This window comes from Plantibacter sp. H53 (assembly GCF_001650455.1).
Lineage (GTDB): Bacteria > Actinomycetota > Actinomycetes > Actinomycetales > Microbacteriaceae > Plantibacter > Plantibacter flavus_A.
In genome coordinates this window covers 52264-77836 of sequence record NZ_LWCT01000009.1, presented here as the reverse complement: position 1 = coordinate 77836, position 25573 = coordinate 52264, and the positions used below count along the sequence as shown (strand labels likewise).

The window sequence follows — 25573 nt, the reverse complement described above, 5'->3', positions numbered from 1 at the left end:
AGCCACCCAGGTGACCCTCACCCGATCGCACGCACGCCCCTCGCTCTCAGGGCGGAGATGGGAGGATGGAAGGGTGAGTCTCCCACCCGAACACCCCCTCGTCACCGGCGTGACCCGGTCGTCGCCGCTCATCACCGCGTACCGCGGCACCCGTCCCGAGCGGACGCCCGTCTGGTTCATGCGGCAGGCCGGCCGGTCGCTGCCCGAGTACCGCGAGTTGCGGATCGGGACGGCCATGCTCGACGCCTGCCTCGACCCGGCGATGGCGAGCGAGATCACCCTCCAGCCCATCCGACGGCACGGGACGGACGCGGCCATCTTCTTCAGTGACATCGTCGTGCCGTTGAAGCAGGCCGGCGTCGCGGTCGAGATCGTGCCGGGCCGTGGTCCCGTCATGGGGTCGGCGGTGCGGACGGCCGCCGAGGTCGACGCGCTCGTCGCGCTCGATCCCGCCGTCCTCGACGACACACTGGCGCCCATCCGCGAAGGCGTCGCGCTCACCGTCGCCGGGCTCGCGGGGATCGGCGACGGCCGCACGCCGCTCATCGGCTTCGCTGGCGCGCCCTTCACGCTCGCCGCCTACCTCGTCGAGGGCGGGCCGTCGAAGGACCACCTCGCCGCCCGCACCCTCATGCACGCCGACCCGGACTCGTGGGCGAAGCTCATGGCCTGGTGCGCGGACGTCACCGGTCGCTTCCTCCGCGCCCAGGTGCTCGCCGGCGCGTCGGCCGCGCAGCTCTTCGATTCGTGGGCGGGGGCGCTCTCCCTCGAGGACTACGAGCGTCACGTCGCCCCGGCCTCCCGGGCCGCGCTCGCGCACGTCGCCGACCTCGCCGTCCCGAAGGTGCACTTCGGCGTCGGGACCGGTGAACTGCTCGGCGCGATGCACCGGGTCGGCGCCGACGTGGTCGGGGTCGACTACCGGCTGGCGCTCGACGAGGGCATCCGACGTCTCGGTGGCGGCGTCCCCGTGCAGGGCAACATCGACCCGGCACTGCTCGCCGCCCCCTGGCCGGTCCTCGAGGCGCACGTCCTCGACATCCTCCAGCGCGGGACGGCGGCGCCGTCGCACGTCCTCAACCTCGGCCACGGGGTCCCGCCCGACACCGACCCGGACGTCCTGACCCGCATCGTCGCCCTCGCCCACGATTGGCAGCCCGCATGAGTCTCGAGCCGAAGCGTCTCGTCGTCATCGGCGGTGGTGTGGCCGGACTCGTCGGCGCGGTCGACTGCGCCAAGGTCGGCATCTCGGTCACGGTCGTCGATGCGCAGGAGTCGTTCGGTGGTGCGCTCGCGGCCGCCGAGGTCGCGGGTCTCCGCGTCGACGTCGGTGCCGAGAGCTTCGCGACGCGCGGTGGCTCGGTCGTCGAGCTCATCGAGCAGCTGGGCTTGACCGACCGCGTCGTGCGTCCCAACCGGGCGGGGGCTTGGTTGCACGTCGCCAAGCCCGGACAGCCGCAGCGGAGTGTCCCGCTCCCCAAGGCGGGACTGCTGGGCATCCCGACGAACCCCCTCGCGGACGACGTCCGTCGGGTCATCGGTTGGAAAGGTGCCCTGCGCGCCTACCTCGACTGCATCCGCCCGCCGCTCACGATCGGCACCGAGCACAACCTCGGTGCGCTCGTCAGGAAGCGCATGGGCGCGGCCGTCCACGACCTCCTCGTCGCACCGGTCACCTCGGGCGTCTACTCGGCGGCTCCGGACGACCTCGACGTCGACCGCGCGGCTCCTGGACTGAACGCCGCGCTGACCCGCACCGGGGCGCTGTCCCTCGCCGTCGCGGCCCTCCGGGAGAACGCGCCCGCCGGTGCCGCGGTCGGCGGCCTCGACGGTGGCATGACCGTCCTCGTCGAGGGATTGACCGCGGAGCTCGAGCGGTGGGGGTCGACGCTCATCACCGGCGTCGCCGTCACGGCGATCTCCCGGAACCCGTTCGACATCGACGTGGACGGACCGGGTGTCGGCCTCGGCGACGCCGGCCTCCCGCGGATGAGCGAGCGCCCCGCCGCCGCGGGTGCGTCGAAGGCCCCCTGGTACGTCGCCCTGACCGACGGTCGGGTGCTCGAGGCCGATCTCGTCCTCATCGCGACGCCCGAGCAGCCGGCCCGCAACCTGCTGGCCGACGTCGGGCCGGCGCTCCGCGATCTCCCCGCCGCCGGCGACGATGCGGGCGACCCGGTCCTGCCCGCGCCGATCGAACTCGTGACGATCGTGCTCGACGAACCGGCACTCGACGCCGCACCGCGCGGCTCCGGGCTGCTCGTCGCACCCGGCTCCACGCTCCACGCCAAGGCGCTCACCCACGCGACGGCGAAATGGGCCTGGCTCGCCGACCGCGCGAAGGAGCATGGCGAGCACCGCCACGTCGTCCGCCTGTCCTTCGGCCGTCAGGGCGAGGCCGACGCGACGAGCGCGTTGACCGACGAGGAGCTGCTCTCGACGGCATTGCACGACGCGTCCGCGATGCTCGGCGTCCAGCTCGACCCGGGCAGCGTCCGCGGCTTCCACCGCATCTCCTGGACAGGGACGCAACCGACCGCCGCGCGCGGCCAGCGTGAACGCTCGACGGCCATCCGGGAAGCGGTGGCCGAGGTGCCCGACCTAGCGGTCACTGGTGCCTGGTTGTCGGGCACGGGGCTCGCCTCGGTGGTCCCCGACGCCCACGAGGCGGCGGCACGACTCCGCCATCAGGCGCTGCAGCGGTAGACGCGCCCATATGCCCGACCCGGCATCTTTTCCTGTCAACCCCCGACCGGATGGTGGCGTCGGAGTGACACCCGACTACGCTGGTCCCGTTGGATGCAGCATCACAGCACCACTCGAACAGACGGAGGCGCCATGAAGGGCAAGGTCATGTTCGTCGTCGGTGGGCTCACGGGCTACGTGCTCGGTACCCGCGCCGGACGCGAACGCTACGAGCAGATCAAGACGCAGTGGGTCAAGCTGTGGAACGCGAAGCCGGTGCGCGCGCAGCGCGGCAAGGTCGAGGACTTCGCCAAGGCACGCATCAGTGAGGTCCCCGCGGCTCTGTGGAGCGGCGTCAGCGCCGTCGCGAAGGTCGTCAGCCAGCAGGGTTCGACGCCCGGCCAGAAGCTCGATAAGGCCATCTCGAAGACCGAGGACACCGTCCAGGACGTGTCCGAGACGGTCAAGGACGCCCGCACGGCCTCCGGCACCTCGACGTCGTCGGCCTCGAAGCCCGCAGTGCGGAAGCCTGCCGCGCCCAAGACGACGGCACCGAAGCCCAAGAGCGGCGAGTAGCACCGACGATGCCGTTCATGAGTGACCGCAACCGCTCGGAGCCGCGCTACGACAAGCGCGACGAGTCCCTCCTGACCCTCGTCGGCCAGTTGCCCGGGGTCGTCTCGAACCTGGTCAAGGCCGAGATCGCCAACCTCAAGACGCAGCTCGCCCACAAGGGCAAGTACGCGGGTATCGGCGCGGCCTTCGTCGCCGGTGCCGCGGTGTTCCTCTTCTTCGCGGTCGGCGTGCTCGTCGCAGTGCTGATCCTCGCGCTCGCGCTCGTCATGCCCTCGTGGCTGGCGGCGCTCTGCGTCTTCGTGCTCTTCGTCCTCGTCGCTGCGGTCCTCGTACTGATCGCGCTGCGCTACTTCAAGAAGATCAACGAGGACCCGAGCCCGATGGACAACGTGAAGGAAGACATCAAGGCAGTGAAGGGACTCGGCGAGTATGACCGTTGACCAGTTCCCGGGGGCGACGCCCTCGCCCGAGCAGGCTCGTGCCGAGCTCGTCGCCACACTGAACGCGATCGAGGACAAGCTCAACGTCCCGAAGCAGGTGCACCGCGCCAAGCGTCGAGCCATCGTGCAGATCGCGACCGTCAAGGTCGAACGCCCGGCGGTCTTCTACGCCGGTGTCGCGGGCCTCGCCGGTGCGGCGGGGCTGGCCGTATGGGGCATCGTCCGCGCCATCGTGCGCTGACGCGTCCCGCCGCCGGTCAGTCGCTCGGCGTGGCGACGCGCGTCATCGGGACGTGCACGATGTCGTCCTCCACATAGTCGGGGCCGCTGATCTCGAACCCGAACCGGCCGTACCAGTCGGCGAGGCGTTTCTGGGCGCCCATGCGGAGTTCCCGATGCCCGTGGTCGGCGACCGCGCGGCGGATCAGTTCCGCGGCGAGACCTCGCCCGCGGGCGGTGAACGCCGTGGCCACCCGTCCGATCTCCGAGTGCTCGGCCTCGGTCAGGATCCGGATCGTCGCGAGCACCTCGTCGCCCTCCTGCGCCCAGGCGATGAGGGTCCCGTCCTCGATGTCGCGTCCGTCGAGATCGGCGAAGAGCGCCGTCTGCTCGACGACGAAGACGTCGACGCGGATCTTCAGCACACGGTAGAGCGTCACCGGATCCATCTCGGCCGCTCTGGCGACGTGGTACTGGACGGGAGGCTGCTCGCTGGTCATCACCCGACTGTATCGCCGGTGAGGCTGGGCTCGGTGTCAATCGTGACCTGCCCCTTTTGCCCAATCGACCGAACTGGGTGAGGATAGGACTATGACTCACCCGGCCTCTGCCGAGGCATCGCACCACCCGACCGACTCAGCCACCCCGACTGGCCCCTCAGGATTCACCCTCTGGGCTGTCCTGCGCCGCGAGCCGGCGAGTGCGCTGCCGCTCGGCGAAGAGCATGTCTCCGAACTCGAAGCATCCATCGCACTCGTCGAAGCCCAGGGCGTGACCCTGCGCGGCATCTACGACGTCTCCGGCCTCCGCGCCGACGCCGACCTCATGCTGTGGCTCCACGGCGACACCGCCGAGGGCCTGCAGGCCGGCCTCCGCGAGCTGCGCCGCACCGCCATCCTCGGTTCGCTGGCACCCACCTGGAACGCCATGGGCGTCCACCGCGACGCCGAGTTCAACCGGCAGCACGTCCCCGGGTTCCTCCGCGGCATCGAGCCGAAGGGCTGGCTCTGCCTGTACCCCTTCGTGCGCAGCTACGAGTGGTACCTCCTGCCGGAGGAGGAGCGTCGCAAGATGCTCGCCGAGCACGGCCGTCAGGGTGCGGCGTTCACGGGTGTGCTCGCCAACACCGTCGCCTCCTTCGCCCTCGGCGACTACGAGTGGCTCCTGCCGCTCGAGGCCGACGACGTCGTCGAACTCGTCGACCTCATGCGCGACCTGCGCAACACCGAAGCGCGCCGCCACGTGCGCGAAGAGGTGCCGTTCTTCACGGGCCGCCGTATCACGCCCGCCGAGGCATTGGAGGTGGTGCGCTGATGGCAGCCATGAACCTGGGGAGCACCGGAGCCGAGGCCCCCGAGCGCATCGTCCGCGGCGCGACCGACGCCGCAGCGGCCGGTCCTGAGCACGTCTCCGAGCCGACGGACTACGACGCCATCCTCCTCGCCGGCTTCGGCGGGCCCGAGGGCCAGGACGACGTCATCCCGTTCCTCCGCAACGTCACACGCGGGCGCGGGATCCCCGAGGAGCGTCTCGAAGAGGTCGCGCACCACTACCGCCACTTCGGCGGCGTCAGCCCCATCAACGACCAGAACCGTGCGCTCAAGGCGGCCCTGGAGCTCGAACTCGCGTCCCGTGGCATCGACCTCCCGGTCCTCTGGGGCAACCGCAACTGGGATCCGTACCTGCGCGACGCGCTGACCGAGGCGCACGAGCGCGGCTTCACGAAGCTCATCGCGATCGCCACGAGCGCCTACTCCTCGTACTCGAGCTGTCGGCAGTACCGGGAGGACTTCGCGATCGCCGTCGACGAGACGAACCTCCAGGGCGAGATCCAGATCGACAAGGTGCGTCAGTTCTTCGACCACCCCGGCTTCGTGACCCCGTTCATCGACGGTGTCCGTGAGGCGATCGCCGAGTACCTGCGCGAACAGCCCGAGCTCTCCGCCGAGACGGAGATCGAGGTGCTCTTCGCGACGCACTCGATCCCCACCGGCGACGCCGCGCGCTCCGGCCCCGACTTCCGCGGCTTCGGCGACCACGGGGCGTACGAGGCCCAGCACCTCGCGGTGGCCGAGGTCGTCATGGCGAACGCCATCGACCAGCTCCGTGAGGCCGGTGTCCTCGGTGGCGCGGTCGGCAGCGGTGTCTCGGTGCCGTGGCAGCTCGTCTACCAGTCCCGGTCGGGCCCGCCCAGCATGCCGTGGCTCGAGCCCGACATCAACGACGCGATCGCCGAGCTGCCCGCCGCCGGCCGCAAGGCGATCGTCATCGTGCCGCTCGGCTTCGTGAGCGACCACATGGAGGTCATGTGGGACCTCGACAACGAGGCCATCGAGACGGCCGGCGAACACGGCCTGGCCGCCGTCCGCGTCCCGACGCCGGGCACCGCCGCCGCCTACGTCAAGGGACTCGTCGACCTCGTCCTCGAGCGCCGCGACGGCACGCCCGTCGAGGAACGACCGCACATGACCGACCTCGGCCCCTGGTACGACGTCTGCCGCCCCGGGTGCTGCGAGAACGCCCGGCTGGGCTTCAAACCGGCGTTCTCGGGGATCGCCCCATGACCCTTCGTATCGGAACCCGCGGCAGCGCCCTGGCGCTGGCGCAGACCGGTCATGTGGCCGACGCCCTCACGGCGGCCACCGGTGAGGACGTCGAGATCGTCACCGTCACGACGCAGGGCGACACGAGTCGTGAGTCGCTCTCGACCATCGGCGGGACGGGCGTGTTCGTCAACGCGCTCCGCGACGCCCTGCTCGACGGCGCGTGCGATCTCGTCGTGCACTCCTTGAAGGACCTCCCGACGGCTCCGGCCGAGGGCTTCACGATCGCCGCCATGCCGATGCGCGAGGATCCACGCGACGCCCTGTGCGCCTCGGACGACCGCTCGCTCGACGACCTGCCGCAGGGGGCCAGGATCGGCACCGGCTCACCGCGTCGGATCGCTCAGCTGAAGCGCATCCGGCCCGACCTCGAGGTCGTCGACATCCGCGGCAACATCGACACCCGCCTGCGCCGCATCGACGACGACCTCGACGCCGTCGTCCTCGCGGCCGCAGGTCTCACCCGCCTCGGACGGCTCGACGCCGTCACCGGGCTCTTCGACCTCGACACCTGGCCGACCGCGCCGGGGCAGGGGGCGCTCGCGATCGAGTGCCTCGACGACGACGAATCGTCCATCGCCGGTTCCATCGCGCTGCTCGACCACGCGCCGAGCCGATGGCAGGCCACGGCGGAACGGGCCGTGCTCCGTCGACTCGAGGCCGGTTGCTCGGCTCCCGTCGGCGCCGCAGCGTGGCTCGACGACGAGGACCTCGTGCTGCAGGCCGCCGTCTACTCGCTCGACGGCACCGAGATGATCCACCGGGAGAGCCGCGCGGAGGGGTTCTCCGGCGACGGACACGGGCGGGAGCTGCTGCAAGCGGCCGACGCGCTGGGAGTCTCGCTCGCGGACGAGCTCATCGAGGCCGGCGCAGCCGACCTCGCCCCGCTGGGAGGCGCTGCGTGAAGGACTGGACGAAGTCGAACACCGTTCCCACCGCCACCAAGCCGCTCGGCGGGTGGCGCGTCCTCGTGCCGCGCGGCGGTCCGTGGGGCGACTCGGTCGCCGGGACGGTCCGTGGCAAGGGTGGGTCGCCCGTCGTCGCCCCGATGATCAACTTCGCCAGCACGGACGACCCGGAGACCCTCGGGACCGCGCTCGCGGCGCTCGAGGCGGGCGAGTTCGACTGGCTCACCGTGACGAGCGCGACCACGGTCGACGTGCTGTCCTCGCAGCGGATCCGAATCCCCGAGACGACGAGGGTCGCCGCCGTCGGCGAGACCACCGCTGCCGCACTCACCGCCGTCGGCTACAGCGTCGACCTCGTGCCGGCGAAGGACAACTCCGCCAAGGGCATGGTGCAGGAGCTCACGGCGCTCGAACCGCACCCGAAGCGCATCCTCACGCTCCGCTCGGCCATCGCCAAGCCGCTCCTCACGGAGGGCCTGATCGCGGCCGGGCACGACGTCCAGTCCGTCGTCGCCTACCGCACGGTCGGTGTCCCGGTCGCCGAGAAGATCGTCGCCGACGTCGCCAGCGGCCGGGTGCGTGCCATCCTCGTCACCTCGGGCAGCGTGGCGGAGCAGGTCCGTTCGCAGTTCCCCGAGATCCCCGAGAGCACCGTCATCGCCGCGATCGGACCCCGCACGGCTCGTGACGCCCGAGGCTACGGGCTCCGGGTCGACGTCGTGGCGGAGCAGCAGACGGTCGACTCGCTGATCGAGGCGATCGTGTCCGTGGCGCTCAGCCAGAAGCACGACGAGGACGCCGGCGACGGGAACCGCTGACCGGCTTCACGCCCTGCGCGAACCGGGAGGGCGGGTCGGTAGCGGCGCGTAGGCTGGACGGGTGAGCATTCCCGAGACCCGTCCCCGTCGTCTCCGGCAGCAGCCGGCCATCCGTCGCCTCGTCAGCGAGACGCGACTCGACCCGGCGGAGCTGGTGCTCCCCATGTTCGTTCGGGAGGGCGTCTCCGAGCCGGTCGAGATCTCCTCGATGCCGGGCGTCCGGCAGCACACCGTCGACAGCGCGAAGCGCGCCGCGGCCGAGGCGGCCGCGGCCGGCATCGGTGGGGTCATGCTCTTCGGTGTCCCGGCCGAGCGCGACGCCGTGGGTTCCGGCGCGACGGACCCCGACGGCATCCTCAACGTGGCCACCCGTGCGCTCGTCGCCGAGGTGGGCGACGCCCTGGTCGTGCAGACCGATCTCTGCCTCGACGAGTTCACCGATCACGGACACTGCGGCGTCCTCGACGACCGCGGGCGCGTCGACAACGACCGCACGCTCGACCGTTACCGCGACATGGCGCTGGCCCAGGCCGAGTCGGGCTCGGCCCTCCTCGGGCTCTCGGGCATGATGGACGGCCAGGTCGCCGCCGTCCGCGAGACGCTCGACGCCGCCGGGTTCGACGACACGATCATCCTCGCCTACTCGGCGAAGTTCGCATCCGCGCTCTACGGGCCGTTCCGCGAGGCCGTCGACTCGCAACTGCAGGGCGACCGCCGCACGTACCAGCTCGACCCCGCCAACCGTCGTGAGGGTCTGCGCGAGGCCCTCATCGACGAGGCCGAGGGCGCCGACATCGTCATGGTGAAGCCCGCGGGGAGCTTCCTCGACGTCCTGGCCGACGTGGCGGACACGGTCTCGATCCCGGTCTGGGCGTACCAGGTGTCCGGTGAGTACGCCATGATCGAGGCCGCCGCCCAGCAGGGCTGGATCGACCGTCGACGCGCGATCGAGGAGTCGGTGCTGTCCATCAAGCGCGCCGGAGCCGAGGTCGTCCTGAGCTACTGGGCCGTCGAACTCGCCGGTTGGTTGGATGAGGCGCGCGGCCTGCGTGCAGGAGGAACCCGATGAACGACGCAGCATTCGTCAGAGCCCAGCGATCGATCCCCGGCGGGGTGAACTCGCCCGTCCGAGCCTTCCGCTCCGTCGGCGGTACGCCGCGGTTCATGGTGTCCGCGACCGGCCCCTACATCACCGACTCCGAGGGCGTGCAGTACGTCGACCTCGTGAGCGCGTGGGGCCCCGCACTCCTGGGACACGCGCACCCGCAGGTCGTCGAGGCCGTGCAGGCCGCTGCGGTCCGCGGTCTCTCCTTCGGCGCGTCCACCCCGGCCGAGACCGAGCTCGCGGAGCTCGTCAAGGAGCGCGTCCAGGCGTCCGGTGTCGCGCCGATCGAGAAGCTGCGCATGGTCTCCACCGGCACCGAGGCGACTATGACGGCCATCCGCCTCGCGCGCGGTGCCACGGGTCGCAGTCTCATCGTGAAGTTCGCCGGCCACTACCACGGCCACTCCGACGGCCTGCTCGCCGAAGCGGGATCGGGCGTCGCGACCCTCGCCCTGCCGGGGTCCGCCGGGGTCACCGCCGAGACGGCCGCCCAGACGATCGTCGTCCCGTACAACGACCGGTCGGCACTCCGCGAGGTCTTCGCCGAGCGCGGCCAGGACATCGCCGCGATCATCATGGAGGCGGCCTCCGCCAACATGGGCGTCGTGCCGCCGGCTCCCGGGTTCAACGCGAGCGTCGTGAAGCTCGCGCACGAGTACGGCGCGCTGGTCATCATCGACGAGGTGCTCACCGGGTTCCGCGTCTCCTCCGCCGGTTGGTGGGGACTCGACAACCGCGGACTCGCCGCCGTCGCGCCGGGCACGGAGCCCGTCCCGGGTGCCGAGGCCTGGGAGGCCGGCAACCACGCCGTCGCCAACTCGACCGGCGCCATCAGCATCCCCGTCGGTGTGTACCAGCCCGATCTCTTCACGTTCGGCAAGGTCATCGGCGGCGGCATGCCCCTCGCCGCGCTGGGTGGGCGCGCCGAGCTCATGGACCTGCTGGCGCCGACCGGCCCGGTCTACCAGGCCGGGACGCTCTCGGGGAACCCGGTGGCCCTCGCCGCCGGCATCGAGACGTTGCGCCTCGCCGACCAGAACGTCTACCGTCGGGTCGATGCGGCGGCCGCGATCGTGTCCGAGGCGACCTCGAACGCACTCACGGAGGCCGGGGTCGCGCACACCGTGCAACGCGCCGGGAACCTGTTCTCCTTCGCCTTCAGCGAGACGGCACCGACCGATTACGCCGCGGTCCTGCGGCAGGACGCCTTTCGGTACCCTGCCTTCTTCCACCGCATGCTCGACGCCGGGGTGTCGCTCCCGCCGAGCGTGTACGAGGCCTGGTTCGTCTCCGCGGCGCACGACGACGAAGCGATCGGGCGCATCGTCGACGCCCTGCCCGCGGCGGCCCGCGCGGCTGCGGCGGCCATCCGCTGAGTCGGACGGTCGCCCCGCCGCCGACGTCGGACGTCGCACAGGGCATGCGTTACCGCTTTGTGAACTTCCGGCAACGCGAACGTCGGTGGGGGTTGGCAGACTAGAGGCATGGCCTCCTTGCGTCTGCACCCCGACCGACTGGAGATCGAGCTGTCCGCGTACGACAAAGCGCTCTCGCTGCGTCGGAGCAACGTCGTCGTGCCACGGTCGAGCATCCGTTCCGCCACCATCACCGACGACCCGTGGATCTGGGTCCGGGGCATCCGTGCGCCGGGTACCGCGATCCCGTTGACGCTCGCCATCGGCCAGTGGAAGTTCCACGGTGGCATGGACTTCCTGGTCATCAAAGGCACCAAACCGTCGGTCGTCATCGATCTCGAAGACGCGGAGTACTCGCGGCTCATCATCACGACCCGTCGCAGCGCCGAGCTCATCGCGGCCCTCGACCTGCACTAGGACGAGCTGCCGGACGTACGGCGGTCTCGGCCGGGCCCGGATCGTGGGCCAGGGCGCGGTGCCCGCGCATCCTGGCGCTGATCAGGGCCGTTCGCAACCATTTCCCTCGAACAGGGCACAAAACGACGTCTGACCGGTATTCTGGGCGCGCTCGAACCTCCGCAGATCCGCCTGTTCGAAAGGACCACAGCCATGTCGACTCCTCCTCCCGGTGAGTACCCCGGCCAGCCGCCGCAGGCTCCCCAGGCGCCGCAGCCCCCGAAGGATCAGTACGGCTCCGCTCCCGCGTACTCCGGCGGCGCAGCTCCCTCCGGCGACGCGACCGCCGGCAAGACGCTCGGCATCGTCGGCTTGATCCTCGCGTTCCTCGCCCCGCCGATCGGCCTCATCCTCAGCATCGTCGCACTGGTGCAGTCGAAGAACGCGGGTGTCAAGAACACGCTGGCGAAGGTCGGCCTCATCCTGTCGATCGTCTTCATCGTGCTGGCGATCATCATCACGATCGCCGCCGTCGCAATCGGAGCTGCGGCGTTCAACGAGGCGTGTGCGTCCCTCGGGAGCGGTGTCCACACCGACGGCACGACCACCATCACCTGCCCGTAATCAGATGACATCCGGGCGATTGGGGAGTTGTCCCCATCGCCTGTCGGGTACCTAACCCACTACTGTTGGCTCGCGCCCGTGGCGCATCTACCATCCTCGAGAGGAACCATCATGACCAACGCACCCCAGTACAACGCCCCGCAGCAGCCTGGCGGCGCTCTGCCCGCCGACTACCCGGGCAAGACGCTCGGCCTCGTCGGCCTCATCCTCGCGATCGTCGTGCCGCTCGTCGGCCTGATCATCAGCCTCGTCGCGCAGAAGCAGTCGAAGGACGCCGGCTACCCGAACCAGCTCGCCAAGATCGGTGTCATCATCGGCATCATCCTCGTCGTGCTCGGCATCATCGGCGGTATCTTCTACGCCGTCGCGCTCGGCTCGGTCATGTCGACCGCCGGCTACTGAGTCTCAGCAGTCCCGTCGGCAGCGGCCGGTCGCCTTCGGGCACCGGCCGCTGTCGCGTTCCTGGAGCGCTGCGCGGTGTCCCTGTCTCAGGAGTCGGCCGGTGTGTCGCCCGGGTGGGTGTGCGCCCCACCGCAACTCTCCTGAATTGGGGACGGCCGGGCCTGTTCCTTGGGCCCGATCAGGCGCGGACGTCGACGACGATCCGGCCGTGGACCGAGCCTGCGAGGACCCGCTCCGCCGCATCCGTCGCGTCGGCGAGGGGGACCGTCTCGGTCAGGGTGTCGAGGACATCGAGGTCGAGCGCGGTGGTAGCGCGCTCCCAGGCGGCCTGCCGCAGGGGGAGCGGTGCCTCGACGGAGTTCACGCCCGCGAGCGTGACTCCGCGGAGGATGAACGGCATGACCGACGTCGGGAGATCGGACCCACCGGCGAGACCACAGGCGGCGACCGTCCCGCCGTACTCGACCTGCGACAGGACCGTCGCGAGCGTCTGACCGCCGACGGAGTCGACGGCTCCCGCCCAGCGCTGGCTGCCGAGCGGGCGACCGGCCTCGGCGAACTCGGCGCGGTCGACGATCGACGTCGCACCGAGCCGCCGCAGGGCGTCACCCAGCTCGTCGACCCGCCCCGTCGAGGCCGTGACCTCGAAGCCGGCGGCGGCCAGCAGTGCGATCGCGATGCCTCCGACGCCGCCACCCGCTCCCGTGACGAGCACGGGGAGCCCGCCGACGCGGACGGCGCCGGAGGTCGCGCTGCCGTGCTCGAGCGCGAGCACGGCGAGGGCCGCGGTGTACCCGGCTGTGCCGATCGCGGCGGCCTGTGCGCTCGAGACGTGGTCGGGGACGCGGACGAGCGCGTCGGACCGCACCTTCGCACGCTCGGATAGCCCGCCGTACCGGGCCTCGCTCAGGCCGTCGCCGAACAGGGCCACGCGGTCGCCGGCCGTCCACGCGGGATCACTCGACGCCGCGACGACGCCGACGAGGTCGATGCCCGCGACCATGGGGAACGACCGCACGACGCCCGGCTTCCCCGTGAGGACGAGGGCGTCCTTGTAGTTGATGCTCGAGTACTCGACGTCGACGGTGACGGCGGCGTCGGGCAGTGAGGCGTCGGGGAGGTCGCGGAGGTCGACCGTCCGGGTGGGTTTGCCACCCTCGTGCTCGACCTGCTCGACGAGGTATGCGCGGCCCATGGTGCTCCTGTCTCCGGTGCGGTGACCGGTCGGTGGCTGTCCGTCGAGCCTACGCCTCCCCGCCGAGGGGCCGCCTGGCGCGAGCCATCGCGCGCCGTGCCTAGGTGACGTCGCGGCGCCAGGTCGTGGCGTAGCCGATGAGCGCGACGATCACTCCGATGCCGAGGAGGACGAGTCCGCCCTGCCACCAGGCCAGCGCGTCCTGCTGCGCCGACATCATCGAGTAGAAGCTCGGTCCGACGAGGGCGTCCGTCGCAGCGCCCGGCAGGAACCGGCCGATGGAGGCGGTGACCTCCGAGAACGAGGAGGCGAGGCGCAGCAGCGGCTCGACGAACTGGGTGAAGGCCAGCACGACGATGATCGCGCCCACCTGGCTCGGCAGCACCGCCCCGAGACCGACACCGATCGCACCCCACAGGGCCATCGCGAGCACCGCACGGCCGATGAGCGCCCAGGTGTCGGCGTCGGTCAGCATCGGGTCGATGCCGCTGATCGCCAGGGCGCCGCCGCCGAGACCGACGGACGCAACAAGCGCGATCACGCCGTACAGCGCGCCGACCCCGGTCAGCGCCAGGACCTTGCCGACGAGGACGTGACCGCGGTTCGGGTTGGCGAGGAACGTCGGCGTCAGGCTCTGATGCCGGAACTCGCCGGTCGTGGCGAGCGCTCCGAGCAGGACGGGGAAGACGTACCCGATGCTCGTCGCGAAGCCGTAGATGAGACCGGGTTGGGTGAGCATCTCGCTCGTGGCCTGGGCCCCTGCGCCACTGGACTCGGCTGCACCCGGGATGTTGGCGAAGAGGAGAGCGGCCCCGGCCGCGGCGAAACCGACGTACACGAACAGGATGAGCGCGAGGCCCCACCACACGCGGGTGGTGAACACCTTGAGGAACTCGGAGCGGATGGCTGCCAGAAGTGAGGTCATGCGTGGTCCTCCCCACCGCTGACGAGCGCGAGGAACGAATCCTCGAGCCCTGATCGATGCCGCGACAACGCACTGAGCGGAATGCCGGCGGCGAGCGCGACCCGGCCGATGTCGATCGCCTCCACATCGTGCACGACGAGCCCCGAGCGGGCCTGGTCGAAGGTGTACCCCGCGGCGGTCAGCGCCGTGGCGAGCCGCTCGTGCTCCGGGGAGTTCACGACGACGCGGAGGGTGTCGGCGGCGTCGAGGCTCGCGAGCGTGCCCACGTGCGCGAGCCGCCCCTTCGCGATGATCACGACCTCGTCGACGGACTGCTGCACCTCGCTGAGCAGGTGCGAGCTGATGAGGACGGTCCGACCCTCGGCCGCGAGCGCGGTGAGGAAGCCGCGGATCCACTTGATCCCCTCGGGGTCGAGCCCGTTGATCGGCTCGTCGAGGACGAGCACACCGGGGTCGCCGAGGAGCGCGGTCGCGAGGCCGAGCCGTTGGCGCATGCCGAGTGAGTACCCGGCGACGCGTCGGTCCGCGACGTCGAGCAGCCCGACCTGCGCGAGCACGACGTCCACCCGGTTCGCCGGCAGACGCGCTGCCGAGGCGTGCACGCGCAGGTGGTTGCGGGCGGTGCGGCCGGGGACGAAGCTCGCCGCCTCGAGAGCCGCGCCGACGGTCGCGGCAGGCACCGGCAGCTTGGCGTAGGGGACGCCGCCGAACGTCGCGCTCCCGGACGTCGGTTGCACGAGGCCGAGCAGCATGCGCAAGGTCGTGGTCTTCCCGGCGCCGTTCGGGCCGAGGAAACCGGTGACCTTGCCCGGTTCCACGTGGAACGTCAGGTCGTCGACCGCCTGCACCGCCCCGAAGGATTTCGAGAGTCCGTCGAACTCGATCGTCACGCCAGCGGTCATCCGGTACCTCCCCAGGGGCGCGGCCGGATCCGCGCCTCGTCCTGCAACGCTATCGGGGCCGAGACCGGTTGCGCATCGGCCGCTCGGGGGAGATCCCGGTGCAGGCGCCTGTGGCCCGTCTCAGGAGATGCCCGGCGTGGCGGGCTCGCATCGGGGCGACGCGCCGCACCTTTCCTGAGACAGGGACGGCGGAGCCGAGGACGAGGTCGGCTGCTACAGCCCGAGCGAGTCGAGCGACGCGCGGACGGCGGCGGCCGAGTCGGCGAACTGCTGTTCCTCGCGCGGCGACATCGCGACCTCGACCACCGACCGCACGCCCGAGCGGTCGACGATGCTCGGCACCGACAGGGCGACCCCGCTGACACCGTGGTACCCGTCGAGCACGGTGCTCACCGGCAGGATCGCGTGCTCGTCGCCGAGGATGGCCTCGACGATGCGTGCACCGGAGAGCCCGATCGCGTAGTTCGTCGCGCCCTTGCCCTCGATGACGCGATAGGCGGCCGTCCGGACGTCGACCGCGATCTCGTCGAGCTGCTGCTCCGTGAAGCGCGATCCGTCGGGCAGCTCCCAGTCGAGGATCGGGACGGGGCCGATGGTCGCCTGCGACCACAGCGGCAGTTCGCTGTCGCCGTGCTCGCCGACGATGAGTGCGTGCACCGCCGAGGTCGCGACACCCGCGTGCTCAGCGAGCAACCAGCGCAGCCGGGAGGTGTCGAGGACGGTGCCGGAGGAGAAGACGCGTTCGCGCGGCAGCCCCGTGATCTGCTGGGCGGCGACGGTGAGGACGTCGCACGGGTTCGTGACGAGCATGTAGACGGCGTCCGGAGCCTGCTCGACGAGTTTCGGGAGTAGCTGCTCGAGGATGCGGATGTTCGTTCCAGCGAGGTCGAGTCGGGTCTGGCCGGGCTCCTGCTTCGCGCCGGCCGTGATCACGACGACGTCCGCATCGGCCACGACCGAGATGTCGTCACCGCCGGTGATGCTGCTCGACCCGGTGAACTGCGTCCCGTGGGCGAGGTCGAGGACCTCGGCCGAGGCGCGCTTGCCGTCGATGTCGTAGAGCGCCACCCGCCGGGCGCTGCCGCGGATGAGCGAGGCGTAGGCGAGGGACGAACCGACGCTCCCCGCCCCGATGATGGCCAGTTTCGACTTCGTGCGAGCACCCATGGCTCCATCTTGGCAGGGGTGGATGTGCGCGGTCAGGGCGCGGCACGACGGGTGTCGGGTTGTCTCGATGTCGAGGTATCCGCCCTTCGACAGGCTCAGGGACCGGACCGCCACACCCTCCGGTCACTGAGCCGCACCTTTCGGTCACTGAGCCTGTCGAAGTGCCTCCGCCAACCACCGGTTCCGCGACTCGATGAGTCGTCGCAGGTGCCGGGTGAGCGCGACGTGTTCGGTCACGACCCCGAGCGGACCGAAGGGCGCTGCGAACGTGACGTCGTCGAGCATGATGGTCCGCGCCGTCCCCATCGGTCGCTCCAGCGGTTCGAAGAGGTGGACGTGGCGGAACGTCCGGAAGGGACCGGACACCTGGTCGTCGGTGAACCGGTGGGGTTCCTCGAACGCGGTGATCCGACTCGTCATCGTCCACGGCACACCGAAGTGCCTCGCCCGCCAGGTGACGGTCTCACCGAGGCCGATCAGCCCGGAGGTCACGCCGCCGACCGCCCGTTCACCGGTGTCCGCCATCGAGCCGAGGTGGGCGTCGATCGACCGCGAGAGGTCGAAGGCCTGCTGCATCGTCCCGTCGAGCTCGGTGCGGAGGCGGAAGTGGGCGGTCATGACGGTGGCGGATCAGGCGGGCTGGCCGGTGCGAGCATCGGTGGAGGCGTCGGACCCTGCGTGCACGGCGCATCGCGGGCCGCCGTCGGGCCCGTCCGCGTGCGCCTCGCACACGACCAACTGCGTCTTGCAGGAGGGGTCCGCGCAGTTCTGCAGGTGCTTGGTCGACGCGTCGCAGACGACACAGTGCCCGATGACGGCCGCGTGATCGCTGAACTCGAGCGAGCCACGCTTGTCGAACACGTACAGGGATCCCTCCCACAGGCCGTCGTCGCCGAACTGCTCGCCGTACCGGACGATGCCGCCGTCGAGCTGGTACACCTCGCCGAACCCTCGCGATCGCATGAGTCCGGAGAGCACCTCGCAGCGGATGCCGCCCGTGCAGTAGGTGACGACCGGCTTGTCCTTGAGGTGGTCGTACTTGCCGCTGTCGAGCTCGGCGACGAAGTCCCGGGTGGTCGCGACGTCGGGGACGACCGCGCCGGCGAACCGACCGATCTCGGCCTCGAACGCGTTCCGGCCGTCGAAGAACACGACGTCGTCGCCGCGCTCCGCGACGAGCTCATGCAGTTCCGTGGGCTGCAGATGCACCCCGCCGCCGGTGACGCCGTGCTCGTCGACCACGAGCTCACCGGGTGCGCCGAAGGACACGATCTCCTCGCGCACCTTCACGCTGAGCTTCGGGAAGTCGCTACTCCGACGCCAGGGTGCGGGCCGGTGCCTGGCCGTGCGCACGGGGTCGTCCTCGTCGAAGCCGGAGCCGTCGCTCCACTTCACATCGAGGTCGCGGAACGCGGGGTGCTCCTTCGTCTTCCGGACGTAGAGCTTGCAGGCGTCGAGCTCGCCGCCGACGGTGCCGTTGATGCCGTCTTTCGAGATGAGGATGCGACCACGGAGACCGAGCGACTCGCAGAGGTCGCGCTGCCACAGCCGGATCGCCTCCGGGTCCGCCAGGGGAGCGAACGCGTAGTAGAGGAGGATCTTCGGGTCGGCCACCGCTCAATCGTACGTGGCGCCGACCGCGGATCGTCGGGCCGGTCCAGCGGACACGGACGTTCCGGCCCCTCGCTTGTCGAAGGGCGACAACCGCCGCCTTCCGCGCAGGTGCCAGGCCTAGGGTGGACGCAGACCTCGAAGGAGATGGCTATGCGCACTGCAGTGATCGTCGACGCGATCCGGACGCCGTCCGGCCGGGGCAAACCGGGCGGTGCGCTGAACGCCGTGCACCCGACGGACCTCCTCGCCGGCACGATCCGCGCGCTCGTGGAGCGGACCGGCATCGATCCCGCGGTCGTCGAGGACGTCTACGCCGGCTGCGTCACCCAGTCCGGCGAGCAGGGGCAGAACATCGCGCGGAACGCGGCGCTCGCCGCAGGCCTCCCGCAGGAGACGCCCGGCACCACCATCGACCGGCAGTGCGGCTCCAGCCAGCAGGCCACCACCTTCGCCGCACAGAGCGTCATGTCGGCGGGCAACGACGTCGTCATCGCCTGCGGGGTCGAATCGATGAGTCGAGCGCCGATGGGCTCCAACGTGCAGGGTGCAGACCCCTTCGGCTCCGCCCTCCGAGCCCGCTTCCCCGAGGGCCTCGTCGGCCAGGGCGTCTCCGCCGAACTCATCGCCGCCCGCTGGAACCTCAGCCGCGACGAGCTCGACGCCTTCGCCGCCCGCTCCCATGAGCGCGCCGCCGCGACCTGGGCGTCCGGCGGGTTCGCCGGCGAGGTCGTCGCCGTCACCCTCCCCGACGGTTCCGTCGTCACGACCGACGAGACGGTCCGTGCCGGGACGACCCCCGAGGCGCTCGCCGGACTCCCTGCCGTCTTCCGCGACGAGCGGCTCGCGGCGCGCTTCCCCGAGATCGCCTGGCGGATCACGCCGGGGAACGCCTCACCGCTCACCGACGGCGCCTCCGCCGCGCTCATCATGAGCGAGGTACGGGCGCTCGAGCTGGGGCTGACGCCGCGTGCGCGTTTCGTCTCCTTCGCCGCGGTCGGGAGCGACCCGATCGAGATGCTCACCGGCATTCTCCCCGCGACCCGCCGCATCCTGGAGCGCAGCGGGCTCGACATCGACGACATCGACGCGTTCGAGGTCAACGAGGCGTTCGCCTCCGTCCCGCTCGCGTGGCAACGCGAGTTCGGGGTGGACGACGACCGGCTCAACCCGCGTGGCGGGGCGATCGCCCTCGGGCACCCGCTCGGCGCCTCCGGGACGAAGCTCCTCGCCACCCTCCTCGGCCAGCTCGAGGCGACCGGCGGCCGCTACGGTCTGCAGACGATGTGCGAGGGCGGCGGTATGGCCAACGCGACGATCATCGAGCGCCTCTGATGGGCGCGCCCACCAGGTGAAGGGAACCACGACATGGATGTGACCGGCAGCTCGGCGATCGTCACCGGCGGCGCCTCGGGACTCGGATTCGCGACCGCGACGCGGCTGGCCGGCGCCGGCGCGCGCGTCGTGCTCGTCGACCTCCCCGGTTCACCAGGGGCGGAGCGGGCCGAGGAGCTCGGCGGGTTCGCGACCTTCGTGCCCGCCGACGTCACCGACGGTGAGCAGGTGCAGGCGGCGGTCGAAGCGGCGGTGTCGCGTGGACCGCTGCGGGTCGTCGTGAACTGTGCCGGCATCGCGCCACCGGCGAAGGTGCTCGGCCGCGACGGCCCGGCGGACCTCGGGACCTTCGAACGCGTCCTGCGCGTCAACGTCCTCGGCACCTTCAACGTCATCCGGCTCACCGCCGACGCGATGCAGCACAACGACCCGGACGGCGATCCCGTCGACGGCGCCGGAGACCGCGGCGTCATCATCAACACCGCGTCCGTCGCAGCCTTCGACGGACAGATCGGCCAGCCCGCCTACGCCGCGTCCAAGGGGGCGGTGCATTCGATGACGTTGCCGATCGCCCGCGAGCTGGCGCGCTTCGGGATCCGGGTCGTGACGATCGCACCCGGCATCATGGAGACGCCCATGCTCGCCGGACTGCCCGAGGCGGCGCAGGAGTCGCTCGGGCACCAGGTGCCGTACCCGGCCCGCCTCGGCCGTCCCGACGAGTACGCCGCACTCGCGCTGCACATCGTCGAGAACGGCTACCTCAATGGTGAGACGATCCGCCTCGACGGCGCGATCCGGATGGCGCCGAAATGACCGGCTCTCCGATGCCGACGAACCCATCCACCGACCAGGGAGCCACTCCGTGACCAGCGACGACACCATCCTCTTCGAGGTGAGCGACGGCCTCGCGCACCTCACGCTCAACCGGCCCGCGAGCCTCAACGCGATCGACGACCGTGCGGCCAGACGGTGGCGCGACCTCGCCCTCGAGATCGCGGAGCGCGACGACGTCCGGGCCGTCCTGTTCGACGCCAACGGACCCGCGTTCTGCGCGGGCGGCGACGTCCTCGCGATGTCGCGGATGGGTGACGGCAGCGCAGGATCGACGGGCGCCTTCGTCACCGAGCTCGCCGACATCATCCACGAGGGCCATCGGACGCTGCAATCGGTCGCGAAGCCGATCGTCGCCGCCGTCCAGGGCGCCGTCGCCGGCGGCGGACTGGGGTTCATGCTCGTCGCCGACGTGATCATCGCATCCGACCGGGCGAAGTTCGTCAGTAAGTACGCCGACATCGGCCTCACGCCCGACTGCGGCGTGAGCACCCTGTTGCCCGAGGCGGTCGGCATGCGTCGGGCGCTCGAGCTCACCCTCGGGCCGCGGATGCTGAGCGCGGACGAAGCACTCGACTGGGGGCTCGTGACCGAGGTGGTCCCCGCCGAGCAGCTCGACGCCCGTGCCCGCGAGGTGGCCGCGTTCTGGTTGGCCGGAGCCACGGCCGCGTTCGGTCAGGCGCGGCGGCTGCTGCGCGAGAGCGTCGGCCGCGGCTATCAGGACGCCCTCGACGACGAAGCCCGCACGATCGGTGCGGCGATCGAGACACCCGAGTCGGTCGCGCGCGTCGCGGCGTTCGCCGCCGCGTCGGCGAAACGCTCGGCTGCGTCGACCACCACCACCCCGAAGGAGCCCACCGCATGACCACCCTCGCCGGCAAGACCATCCTCATGTCGGGCGGCAGCCGCGGCATCGGCCTCGCGATCGCCCTGCGTGCCGCCCGCGACGGTGCGAACGTCGCGATCCTCGCCAAGACCGACACCCCCGATCCCCGCCTCGAGGGGACGATCCACACCGCAGCGGACGCGATCCGCGAGGCCGGTGGGCAGGCGCTCCCGATCCTCGGCGACGTCCGGAACGACGACGACATCACACGGGCCGTGTTCGAGACCGCCGGTGAGTTCGGCGGCATCGACATCGTCGTCAACAACGCGAGCGTCATCAGCCTTGCTCGGACCCTCGACCTCGACGCGAAGCGGTACGACCTCATGCAGGACGTGAACGTGCGTGGCACGTTCATGCTGTCGCGGGCGGCCATCCCCATGCTGAAGGACGCGGAGAACCCGCACATCCTGTCGCTGTCGCCGCCGCTCAACCTCGACCCGAAGTGGCTCGGCGCGCACACCGGCTACACACTCGCGAAGTACGGCATGTCGATGGTGACGCTCGGTCTCGCTGCCGAGTTCGGGCGCGACGGCATCGCCGCGAACACGCTCTGGCCGAAGACGACGATCAAGACGGCGGCGGTCGGCAACATCCTCGGCGGCGAGGCCCTCCTGGCGAAGAGTCGCACCCCCGAGATCTACGCCGACGCCGCCTACGAGGTCCTGACGGCATCGGCTCGTGAGCTCACGGGTCGGTCGCTCATCGTGGAGGACGTCCTCGCGGAGGCCGGGGTCACCGACCTCGCGAAGTACTCACCGGGCGTCGACGAGTCGGAGCTCTACCCCGACATCTTCCTGTAGCGGACGGCTCGCCCTGTCCGCTGACGGCAGAACGCGTGCTCCCCGAGCCTGGCCGACCCGCGCCTACAGTGAGAACACGCGGTCACGGAGCCCGCGCCCGCAGCCGGAAGGAGTCGCCATGTTGTACCGCGAAGCCCTCGGCGCGGCCCTGCGCACGCGTCGACTCGAACAGGGGCGCACCCTGCAGGACGTCGCGACCGCCGCAGCCGTCTCGACGCCCTACCTGTCGGAGATCGAACGCGGCCGGAAGGACGCCTCCTCCGAGGTGGTGGTGACCATCGCCGACGCGCTCCGCACCCGCCTCGACGCGCTCATGTTCGACATCGCGGACCGCTTCGAGACCGCGGCGGCTCCGATCGTCGTCGACCTGCCGCTGGCTGAGGATGTGCTCGCCCATGCGACGATCACTCCGCTGCGCCCGGCGGCCGACCCGCAGCTGCTCGCCGCCTGACCCCGACCGTCGGCGGTCGTCCGGACACGGTGCTTCGTCCCGTCCGGTGACGGCCTGCCGCTCGCTCGGCCCACCGCTCCCTCCGTCAGCCGCGGGCGAGTGCCTTGAAGGACTCGCGGAGGAGCGGCTCGGCCGTCTCCCACGTCGTGTCCACATCCCAGGCACCGAGGTCGGTGACCTCGGTGTGGCGGCCGGCCTGGTGCTTCGGCTCGGGATCGCCCGGGAGTCGCAGCCGCTGGGTGAACCCTCCGGTCGTCCGGTCGAAGTCGAGCACGTGGAAGGCGACGTTCCGGTTCCAGTCCTCGGACGGCCACGAGATGAAGTTCACGCGCACCCGCTCAGCGGACAGCGGCCCCTCGGCGACGTAACTGCCGGGGTGGTCCTCGCCCGGCGACAGGATGCGGTACGCGCCGTTCGAGCAGTACAGCAGCAGGGCCGGCACGAACGGCTTCTCCGCGAACAGTTCGGTGTAGTGGAGCGCCTCGGCTCGAACCACGTCGCCGAACAGGTGCGGGGTCTGCGGTACCCCAGGGGTGTGCATCGGCACGGTCGTCTCCTTCGGTTCGTCAGGGGTCGGTATGCGTGTCACTCTGGCCGCGGCCGCCGTATGCGCGGTGTACGCGGGCTGGGTGGATGCGGAGAACGAGGCTGGTATTCCACGGTGCCGGGGGATCGGCGCGACAGCAGGACCGTTCCACGCGAAATGTCCTGTTCCCAGGCGGTTCTCCTGCTGCGGCGCGACGGACCCGCGGGCGTAGGCTGGAGGATGCGACGCCCCGCAGCACACTCGGACGGGCCGCACCCGAAAGGAACACCCGTGATCCAGCACCACCTGCGCGTCCATCGCAGCGACGAGAACCTCGCCCGCGAAGGACAGCTCGCCTGGCAGCTCGCCCGCGTCGCGACCGATCCGGTGGAGGTGACGCCCGAGGTCGTCGACATGATCATCAACCGGGTGATCGACAACGCCGCCGTCGCAGCCGCCTCGCTCACGCGCCGGCCCGTCTCCTCGGCTCGCGCCCAGGCGCTCAGCCACCCCGTCAGCACCGGCGGCGACGGTGCCACGGTGTTCGGGCCCGACCTCGCCCGCCGCGTCTCCCCGGAATGGGCCGCCTGGGCCAACGGCGTCGCCGTGCGCGAGCTCGACTTCCACGACACCTTCCTCGCCGCCGAGTACTCGCACCCGGGCGACAACATCCCGCCCATCGTCGCGGTGGCCCAGCACGTCGGTTGCACGGGCGCCGACCTCGTCCGAGGGATCGCGACCGGCTACGAGATCCAGATCGACCTCGCGAAGGCGATCAGCCTGCACCGACACAAGATCGACCACGTCGCACACCTCGGCCCGAGCGCCGCCGCCGGCATCGGCACGATGCTCGGCCTCGACCAGGCCACCATCCACCAGGCGATCGGCCAGGCACTCCACACCACGACGGCCACCCGCCAGTCGCGCAAGGGCGAGATCTCCACCTGGAAGGCGCACGCTCCCGCATTCGCCGGCAAGATGGCGGTCGAGGCCGTCGACCGGGCGATGCGCGGCGAGACCAGCCCGTCACCGATCTACGAGGGCGAGGACGGCGTGGTCGCCTGGCTGCTCGACGGCCCCGACGCCTCCTACGACGTCCCGTTGCCCGGCGCCGGTGAGCCGAAGCTCGCGATCCTCGACTCCTTCACGAAGGAGCACTCGGCGGAGTACCAGGCGCAGGCGTGGATCGACCTCGCCCGCAAGCTGCACCACGAGCACCCTGAAGTCCTCGTGCCCGGAGCCGTGGACCTCATCGTCCTCCACACCTCGCACCACACCCACTACGTCATCGGCTCCGGCGCGAACGACCCGCAGAAGTACGACCCGACGGCGTCGCGCGAGACGCTCGACCACTCCATCCCCTACATCGTCGCGGTGGCGCTGCAGGACGGCGCGTGGCACCACGTCGACTCCTACCGACCCGAACGCGCCACCCGCGCCGACACCGTCGAGCTGTGGCACCGGATCTCGACGGCGGAGGACGCTGAGTGGACGCGCCGCTACCACTCGCTCGACCCGGCCGAACAGGCGTTCGGCGGGCGCATCGAGATCACGCTCACGGACGGGTCGACCATCGTCGACGAGATCGCCGTCGCCGACGCCCACCCGCTCGGAGCCCGGCCGTTCGCGCGCGCCGACTACATCCACAAGTTCCGCACGCTCGCCGCCGACGTCCTCGATGCGGAGGAGATCGAGCGTTTCCTCGCGCTCGCCGAACGCCTCCCGGAGCTCGACGCCGACGAGGTCAAGCAGCTGAGCATCCAGGCCGCCTCCGGGGTCCTCGCCTCGGCACCCCACCCGGCCGGCCTGTTCTGATGCCGGCCGACCTCCAGAAGGGACCGTGCTGATGCTGTACAGCGAGACCACGCCGGCAGAGAAGCGCCGGCTGTTCCGGGAGCGACTCGCCACCGGTGAGCTGCTGCGCTTCCCGGGCGCGTTCAACCCGCTCTCGGCGAGGCTCATCGAGCAGAAGGGCTTCGACGGCGTCTACATCTCCGGCGCGGTGCTCTCCGCCGACCTCGGGCTGCCCGACATCGGACTGACGACCCTCACCGAGGTCGCCGGTCGCGCCAAGCAGATCGCCCGGATGACCGAGCTGCCCGCGATCGTCGACGCCGACACCGGCTTCGGGGAGCCGATGAACGTCGCGCGCACCGTCCAGGAGATCGAGGACGCCGGGCTCGCCGGGCTCCACATCGAAGACCAGGTCAACCCGAAGCGCTGCGGCCACCTCGACGGCAAGCAGGTCGTCGACACCTCCACCGCGCTCGGCCGGATCCGTGCCGCCGTCGACGCCCGGCGCGATGCGAACCTGCTCATCATGGCGCGCACCGACATCGCCGCCGTCGACGGGCTCGACGCCGCGATCGACCGGGCCAAGCAGCTCGTCGACGCCGGAGCCGACGCGATCTTCCCCGAGGCGATGCGGTCGCTCGAGGAGTTCGCCGCCGTCCGCGACGCGGTCGACGTGCCGATCCTCGCCAACATGACGGAGTTCGGCAAGAGCGAGCTGTTCACGAGTCAGCAGCTCGCCGATGTGGGCGTGAACCTCGTCATCTGGCCGGTGTCGCTCCTCCGCATCGCGATGGGCGCCGCGGGTCGCGCGCTCGACACGCTGAACGACGAGGGCTCGCTCACGAGCAAGCTCGGTGAGATGCAGCACCGTGCCGACCTCTACGAACTGATCGACTACGAGGGCTACAACCGCTTCGACACCTCGGTCTTCAACTTCACCATCGACCGGTAGGCGTCCC

29 protein-coding genes are annotated in these 25573 nt (G+C 70.9%); 21 read left to right on the top strand and 8 right to left on the bottom strand.

Annotated elements, in window-relative coordinates:
- The first annotated feature begins 73 nt into the window (after window positions 1-73).
- From hemE to A4X17_RS06815, 5 genes are all read left to right on the top strand, one after another.
- Window positions 74-1165, top strand: coding sequence for a uroporphyrinogen decarboxylase (hemE, locus tag A4X17_RS06835; RefSeq protein WP_064294918.1), 1092 nt, complete (start codon window positions 74-76; stop codon window positions 1163-1165).
- A complete protein-coding gene (locus tag A4X17_RS06830; protein WP_064294917.1) occupies window positions 1162-2706 on the top strand; it encodes an NAD(P)/FAD-dependent oxidoreductase in 1545 nt (514 codons plus the stop codon). The genes hemE and A4X17_RS06830 overlap by 4 nt, the downstream gene beginning before the upstream one ends.
- 132 nt (window positions 2707-2838) lie before the next feature.
- Entirely contained in the window at window positions 2839-3261 is a 423-nt protein-coding gene (locus A4X17_RS06825) for a hypothetical protein (RefSeq protein ID WP_064294916.1), read from the top strand.
- A 17-nt stretch (window positions 3262-3278) separates the two neighbouring features.
- Window positions 3279-3701, top strand: a complete 423-nt coding sequence (locus A4X17_RS06820; protein WP_064294953.1) for a phage holin family protein — start codon at window positions 3279-3281, stop codon at window positions 3699-3701.
- Window positions 3691-3942 carry a DUF3618 domain-containing protein gene (locus A4X17_RS06815; protein WP_064294915.1) on the top strand — a complete coding sequence of 84 codons (252 nt, stop codon included), beginning with the start codon at window positions 3691-3693 and terminating at the stop codon, window positions 3940-3942. Before A4X17_RS06820 ends, A4X17_RS06815 begins: the two co-directional genes overlap by 11 nt.
- Window positions 3943-3958: 16 nt before the next feature.
- Here the strand turns inward: A4X17_RS06815 and A4X17_RS06810 are convergent, their stop codons facing one another.
- Complete coding sequence (locus tag A4X17_RS06810) at window positions 3959-4420, bottom strand: GNAT family N-acetyltransferase (RefSeq protein WP_064294914.1); 462 nt, start codon at window positions 4418-4420, stop codon at window positions 3959-3961.
- A gap of 91 nt (window positions 4421-4511) precedes the next feature.
- Here A4X17_RS06810 and hemQ point away from each other — a divergent pair, with 91 nt between their 5' ends.
- The 9 genes from hemQ to A4X17_RS06765 all read left to right on the top strand — a co-directional run bounded on the left by hemQ (window position 4512) and on the right by A4X17_RS06765 (window position 12191).
- Window positions 4512-5234 carry a hydrogen peroxide-dependent heme synthase gene (hemQ, locus tag A4X17_RS06805; protein WP_064294913.1) on the top strand — a complete coding sequence of 241 codons (723 nt, stop codon included), beginning with the start codon at window positions 4512-4514 and terminating at the stop codon, window positions 5232-5234.
- Window positions 5234-6484: a ferrochelatase gene (locus A4X17_RS06800; RefSeq protein WP_064294912.1), complete on the top strand. Its 1251-nt coding sequence runs from the start codon at window positions 5234-5236 to the stop codon at window positions 6482-6484. Before hemQ ends, A4X17_RS06800 begins: the two co-directional genes overlap by 1 nt.
- Window positions 6481-7428, top strand: coding sequence for a hydroxymethylbilane synthase (hemC, locus tag A4X17_RS06795; RefSeq protein ID WP_064294911.1), 948 nt, complete (start codon window positions 6481-6483; stop codon window positions 7426-7428). The genes A4X17_RS06800 and hemC overlap by 4 nt, the downstream gene beginning before the upstream one ends.
- Window positions 7425-8249, top strand: a complete 825-nt coding sequence (locus A4X17_RS06790) for a uroporphyrinogen-III synthase (RefSeq protein WP_064294910.1) — start codon at window positions 7425-7427, stop codon at window positions 8247-8249. The genes hemC and A4X17_RS06790 overlap by 4 nt, the downstream gene beginning before the upstream one ends.
- A gap of 61 nt (window positions 8250-8310) precedes the next feature.
- Window positions 8311-9318, top strand: a complete 1008-nt coding sequence (gene hemB / locus A4X17_RS06785; protein ID WP_064294909.1) for a porphobilinogen synthase — start codon at window positions 8311-8313, stop codon at window positions 9316-9318.
- Complete coding sequence (locus A4X17_RS06780) at window positions 9315-10730, top strand: glutamate-1-semialdehyde 2,1-aminomutase (RefSeq protein WP_064294908.1); 1416 nt, start codon at window positions 9315-9317, stop codon at window positions 10728-10730. Before hemB ends, A4X17_RS06780 begins: the two co-directional genes overlap by 4 nt.
- A 108-nt stretch (window positions 10731-10838) precedes the next feature.
- A complete protein-coding gene (locus A4X17_RS06775; RefSeq protein WP_064294907.1) occupies window positions 10839-11186 on the top strand; it encodes a hypothetical protein in 348 nt (115 codons plus the stop codon).
- A 192-nt stretch (window positions 11187-11378) separates the two neighbouring features.
- On the top strand, window positions 11379-11789 hold the full coding sequence (locus tag A4X17_RS06770; protein ID WP_064294906.1) for a DUF4190 domain-containing protein: 411 nt from the start codon (window positions 11379-11381) through the stop codon (window positions 11787-11789).
- 111 nt (window positions 11790-11900) lie between these two features.
- Window positions 11901-12191 carry a hypothetical protein gene (locus tag A4X17_RS06765; protein WP_064294905.1) on the top strand — a complete coding sequence of 97 codons (291 nt, stop codon included), beginning with the start codon at window positions 11901-11903 and terminating at the stop codon, window positions 12189-12191.
- Between the two features lie 178 nt (window positions 12192-12369).
- Here A4X17_RS06765 and A4X17_RS06760 read toward each other — a convergent pair whose 3' ends face one another.
- The 6 genes from A4X17_RS06760 to A4X17_RS06735 all read right to left on the bottom strand — a co-directional run bounded on the left by A4X17_RS06760 (window position 12370) and on the right by A4X17_RS06735 (window position 17994).
- A complete protein-coding gene (locus A4X17_RS06760) occupies window positions 12370-13386 on the bottom strand; it encodes an MDR family oxidoreductase (protein ID WP_064294904.1) in 1017 nt (338 codons plus the stop codon).
- A gap of 100 nt (window positions 13387-13486) precedes the next feature.
- A complete protein-coding gene (locus A4X17_RS06755; RefSeq protein ID WP_064294903.1) occupies window positions 13487-14311 on the bottom strand; it encodes an ABC transporter permease subunit in 825 nt (274 codons plus the stop codon).
- The gene (locus tag A4X17_RS06750) at window positions 14308-15213 is read right to left on the bottom strand and encodes an ATP-binding cassette domain-containing protein (RefSeq protein ID WP_064294902.1); all 906 of its coding nucleotides are present in this window, start codon (window positions 15211-15213) and stop codon (window positions 14308-14310) included. The genes A4X17_RS06755 and A4X17_RS06750 overlap by 4 nt, the downstream gene beginning before the upstream one ends.
- A gap of 213 nt (window positions 15214-15426) precedes the next feature.
- Window positions 15427-16380, bottom strand: a complete 954-nt coding sequence (locus A4X17_RS06745) for an L-lactate dehydrogenase (RefSeq protein ID WP_064294901.1) — start codon at window positions 16378-16380, stop codon at window positions 15427-15429.
- A gap of 144 nt (window positions 16381-16524) precedes the next feature.
- On the bottom strand, window positions 16525-16998 hold the full coding sequence (locus A4X17_RS06740; protein ID WP_064294900.1) for an SRPBCC family protein: 474 nt from the start codon (window positions 16996-16998) through the stop codon (window positions 16525-16527).
- Between the two features lie 12 nt (window positions 16999-17010).
- Window positions 17011-17994 (bottom strand): rhodanese-related sulfurtransferase, encoded by a 984-nt coding sequence (locus A4X17_RS06735; protein WP_082915982.1) that lies wholly within the window; start codon window positions 17992-17994, stop codon window positions 17011-17013.
- 150 nt (window positions 17995-18144) lie between these two features.
- On the opposite strand from A4X17_RS06735, the gene A4X17_RS06730 reads away from it, so the two are divergent.
- The 5 genes from A4X17_RS06730 (at window position 18145) to A4X17_RS06710 (ending at window position 22294) form a co-directional block, all read left to right on the top strand.
- Window positions 18145-19326 carry a thiolase family protein gene (locus A4X17_RS06730; RefSeq protein ID WP_064294899.1) on the top strand — a complete coding sequence of 394 codons (1182 nt, stop codon included), beginning with the start codon at window positions 18145-18147 and terminating at the stop codon, window positions 19324-19326.
- Between the two features lie 33 nt (window positions 19327-19359).
- On the top strand, window positions 19360-20139 hold the full coding sequence (locus A4X17_RS06725; RefSeq protein ID WP_064294898.1) for a 3-hydroxyacyl-CoA dehydrogenase: 780 nt from the start codon (window positions 19360-19362) through the stop codon (window positions 20137-20139).
- A gap of 49 nt (window positions 20140-20188) precedes the next feature.
- Window positions 20189-21022, top strand: coding sequence for an enoyl-CoA hydratase/isomerase family protein (locus A4X17_RS06720; RefSeq protein ID WP_064294897.1), 834 nt, complete (start codon window positions 20189-20191; stop codon window positions 21020-21022).
- Window positions 21019-21843 (top strand): NAD(P)-dependent oxidoreductase, encoded by an 825-nt coding sequence (locus tag A4X17_RS06715; protein ID WP_064294896.1) that lies wholly within the window; start codon window positions 21019-21021, stop codon window positions 21841-21843. Before A4X17_RS06720 ends, A4X17_RS06715 begins: the two co-directional genes overlap by 4 nt.
- A gap of 118 nt (window positions 21844-21961) precedes the next feature.
- A complete protein-coding gene (locus A4X17_RS06710) occupies window positions 21962-22294 on the top strand; it encodes a helix-turn-helix domain-containing protein (protein WP_064294895.1) in 333 nt (110 codons plus the stop codon).
- 85 nt (window positions 22295-22379) lie between these two features.
- Here A4X17_RS06710 and A4X17_RS06705 read toward each other — a convergent pair whose 3' ends face one another.
- The gene (locus tag A4X17_RS06705) at window positions 22380-22841 is read right to left on the bottom strand and encodes a hypothetical protein (protein WP_157583364.1); all 462 of its coding nucleotides are present in this window, start codon (window positions 22839-22841) and stop codon (window positions 22380-22382) included.
- 270 nt (window positions 22842-23111) lie between these two features.
- On the opposite strand from A4X17_RS06705, the gene A4X17_RS06700 reads away from it, so the two are divergent.
- Both A4X17_RS06700 and prpB read left to right on the top strand, forming a co-directional pair.
- Window positions 23112-24635 (top strand): MmgE/PrpD family protein, encoded by a 1524-nt coding sequence (locus A4X17_RS06700; RefSeq protein WP_231884314.1) that lies wholly within the window; start codon window positions 23112-23114, stop codon window positions 24633-24635.
- A gap of 31 nt (window positions 24636-24666) precedes the next feature.
- Window positions 24667-25566 (top strand): methylisocitrate lyase, encoded by a 900-nt coding sequence (gene prpB, locus A4X17_RS06695; protein WP_064294892.1) that lies wholly within the window; start codon window positions 24667-24669, stop codon window positions 25564-25566.
- The last annotated feature ends 7 nt before the right edge of the window (window positions 25567-25573 follow it).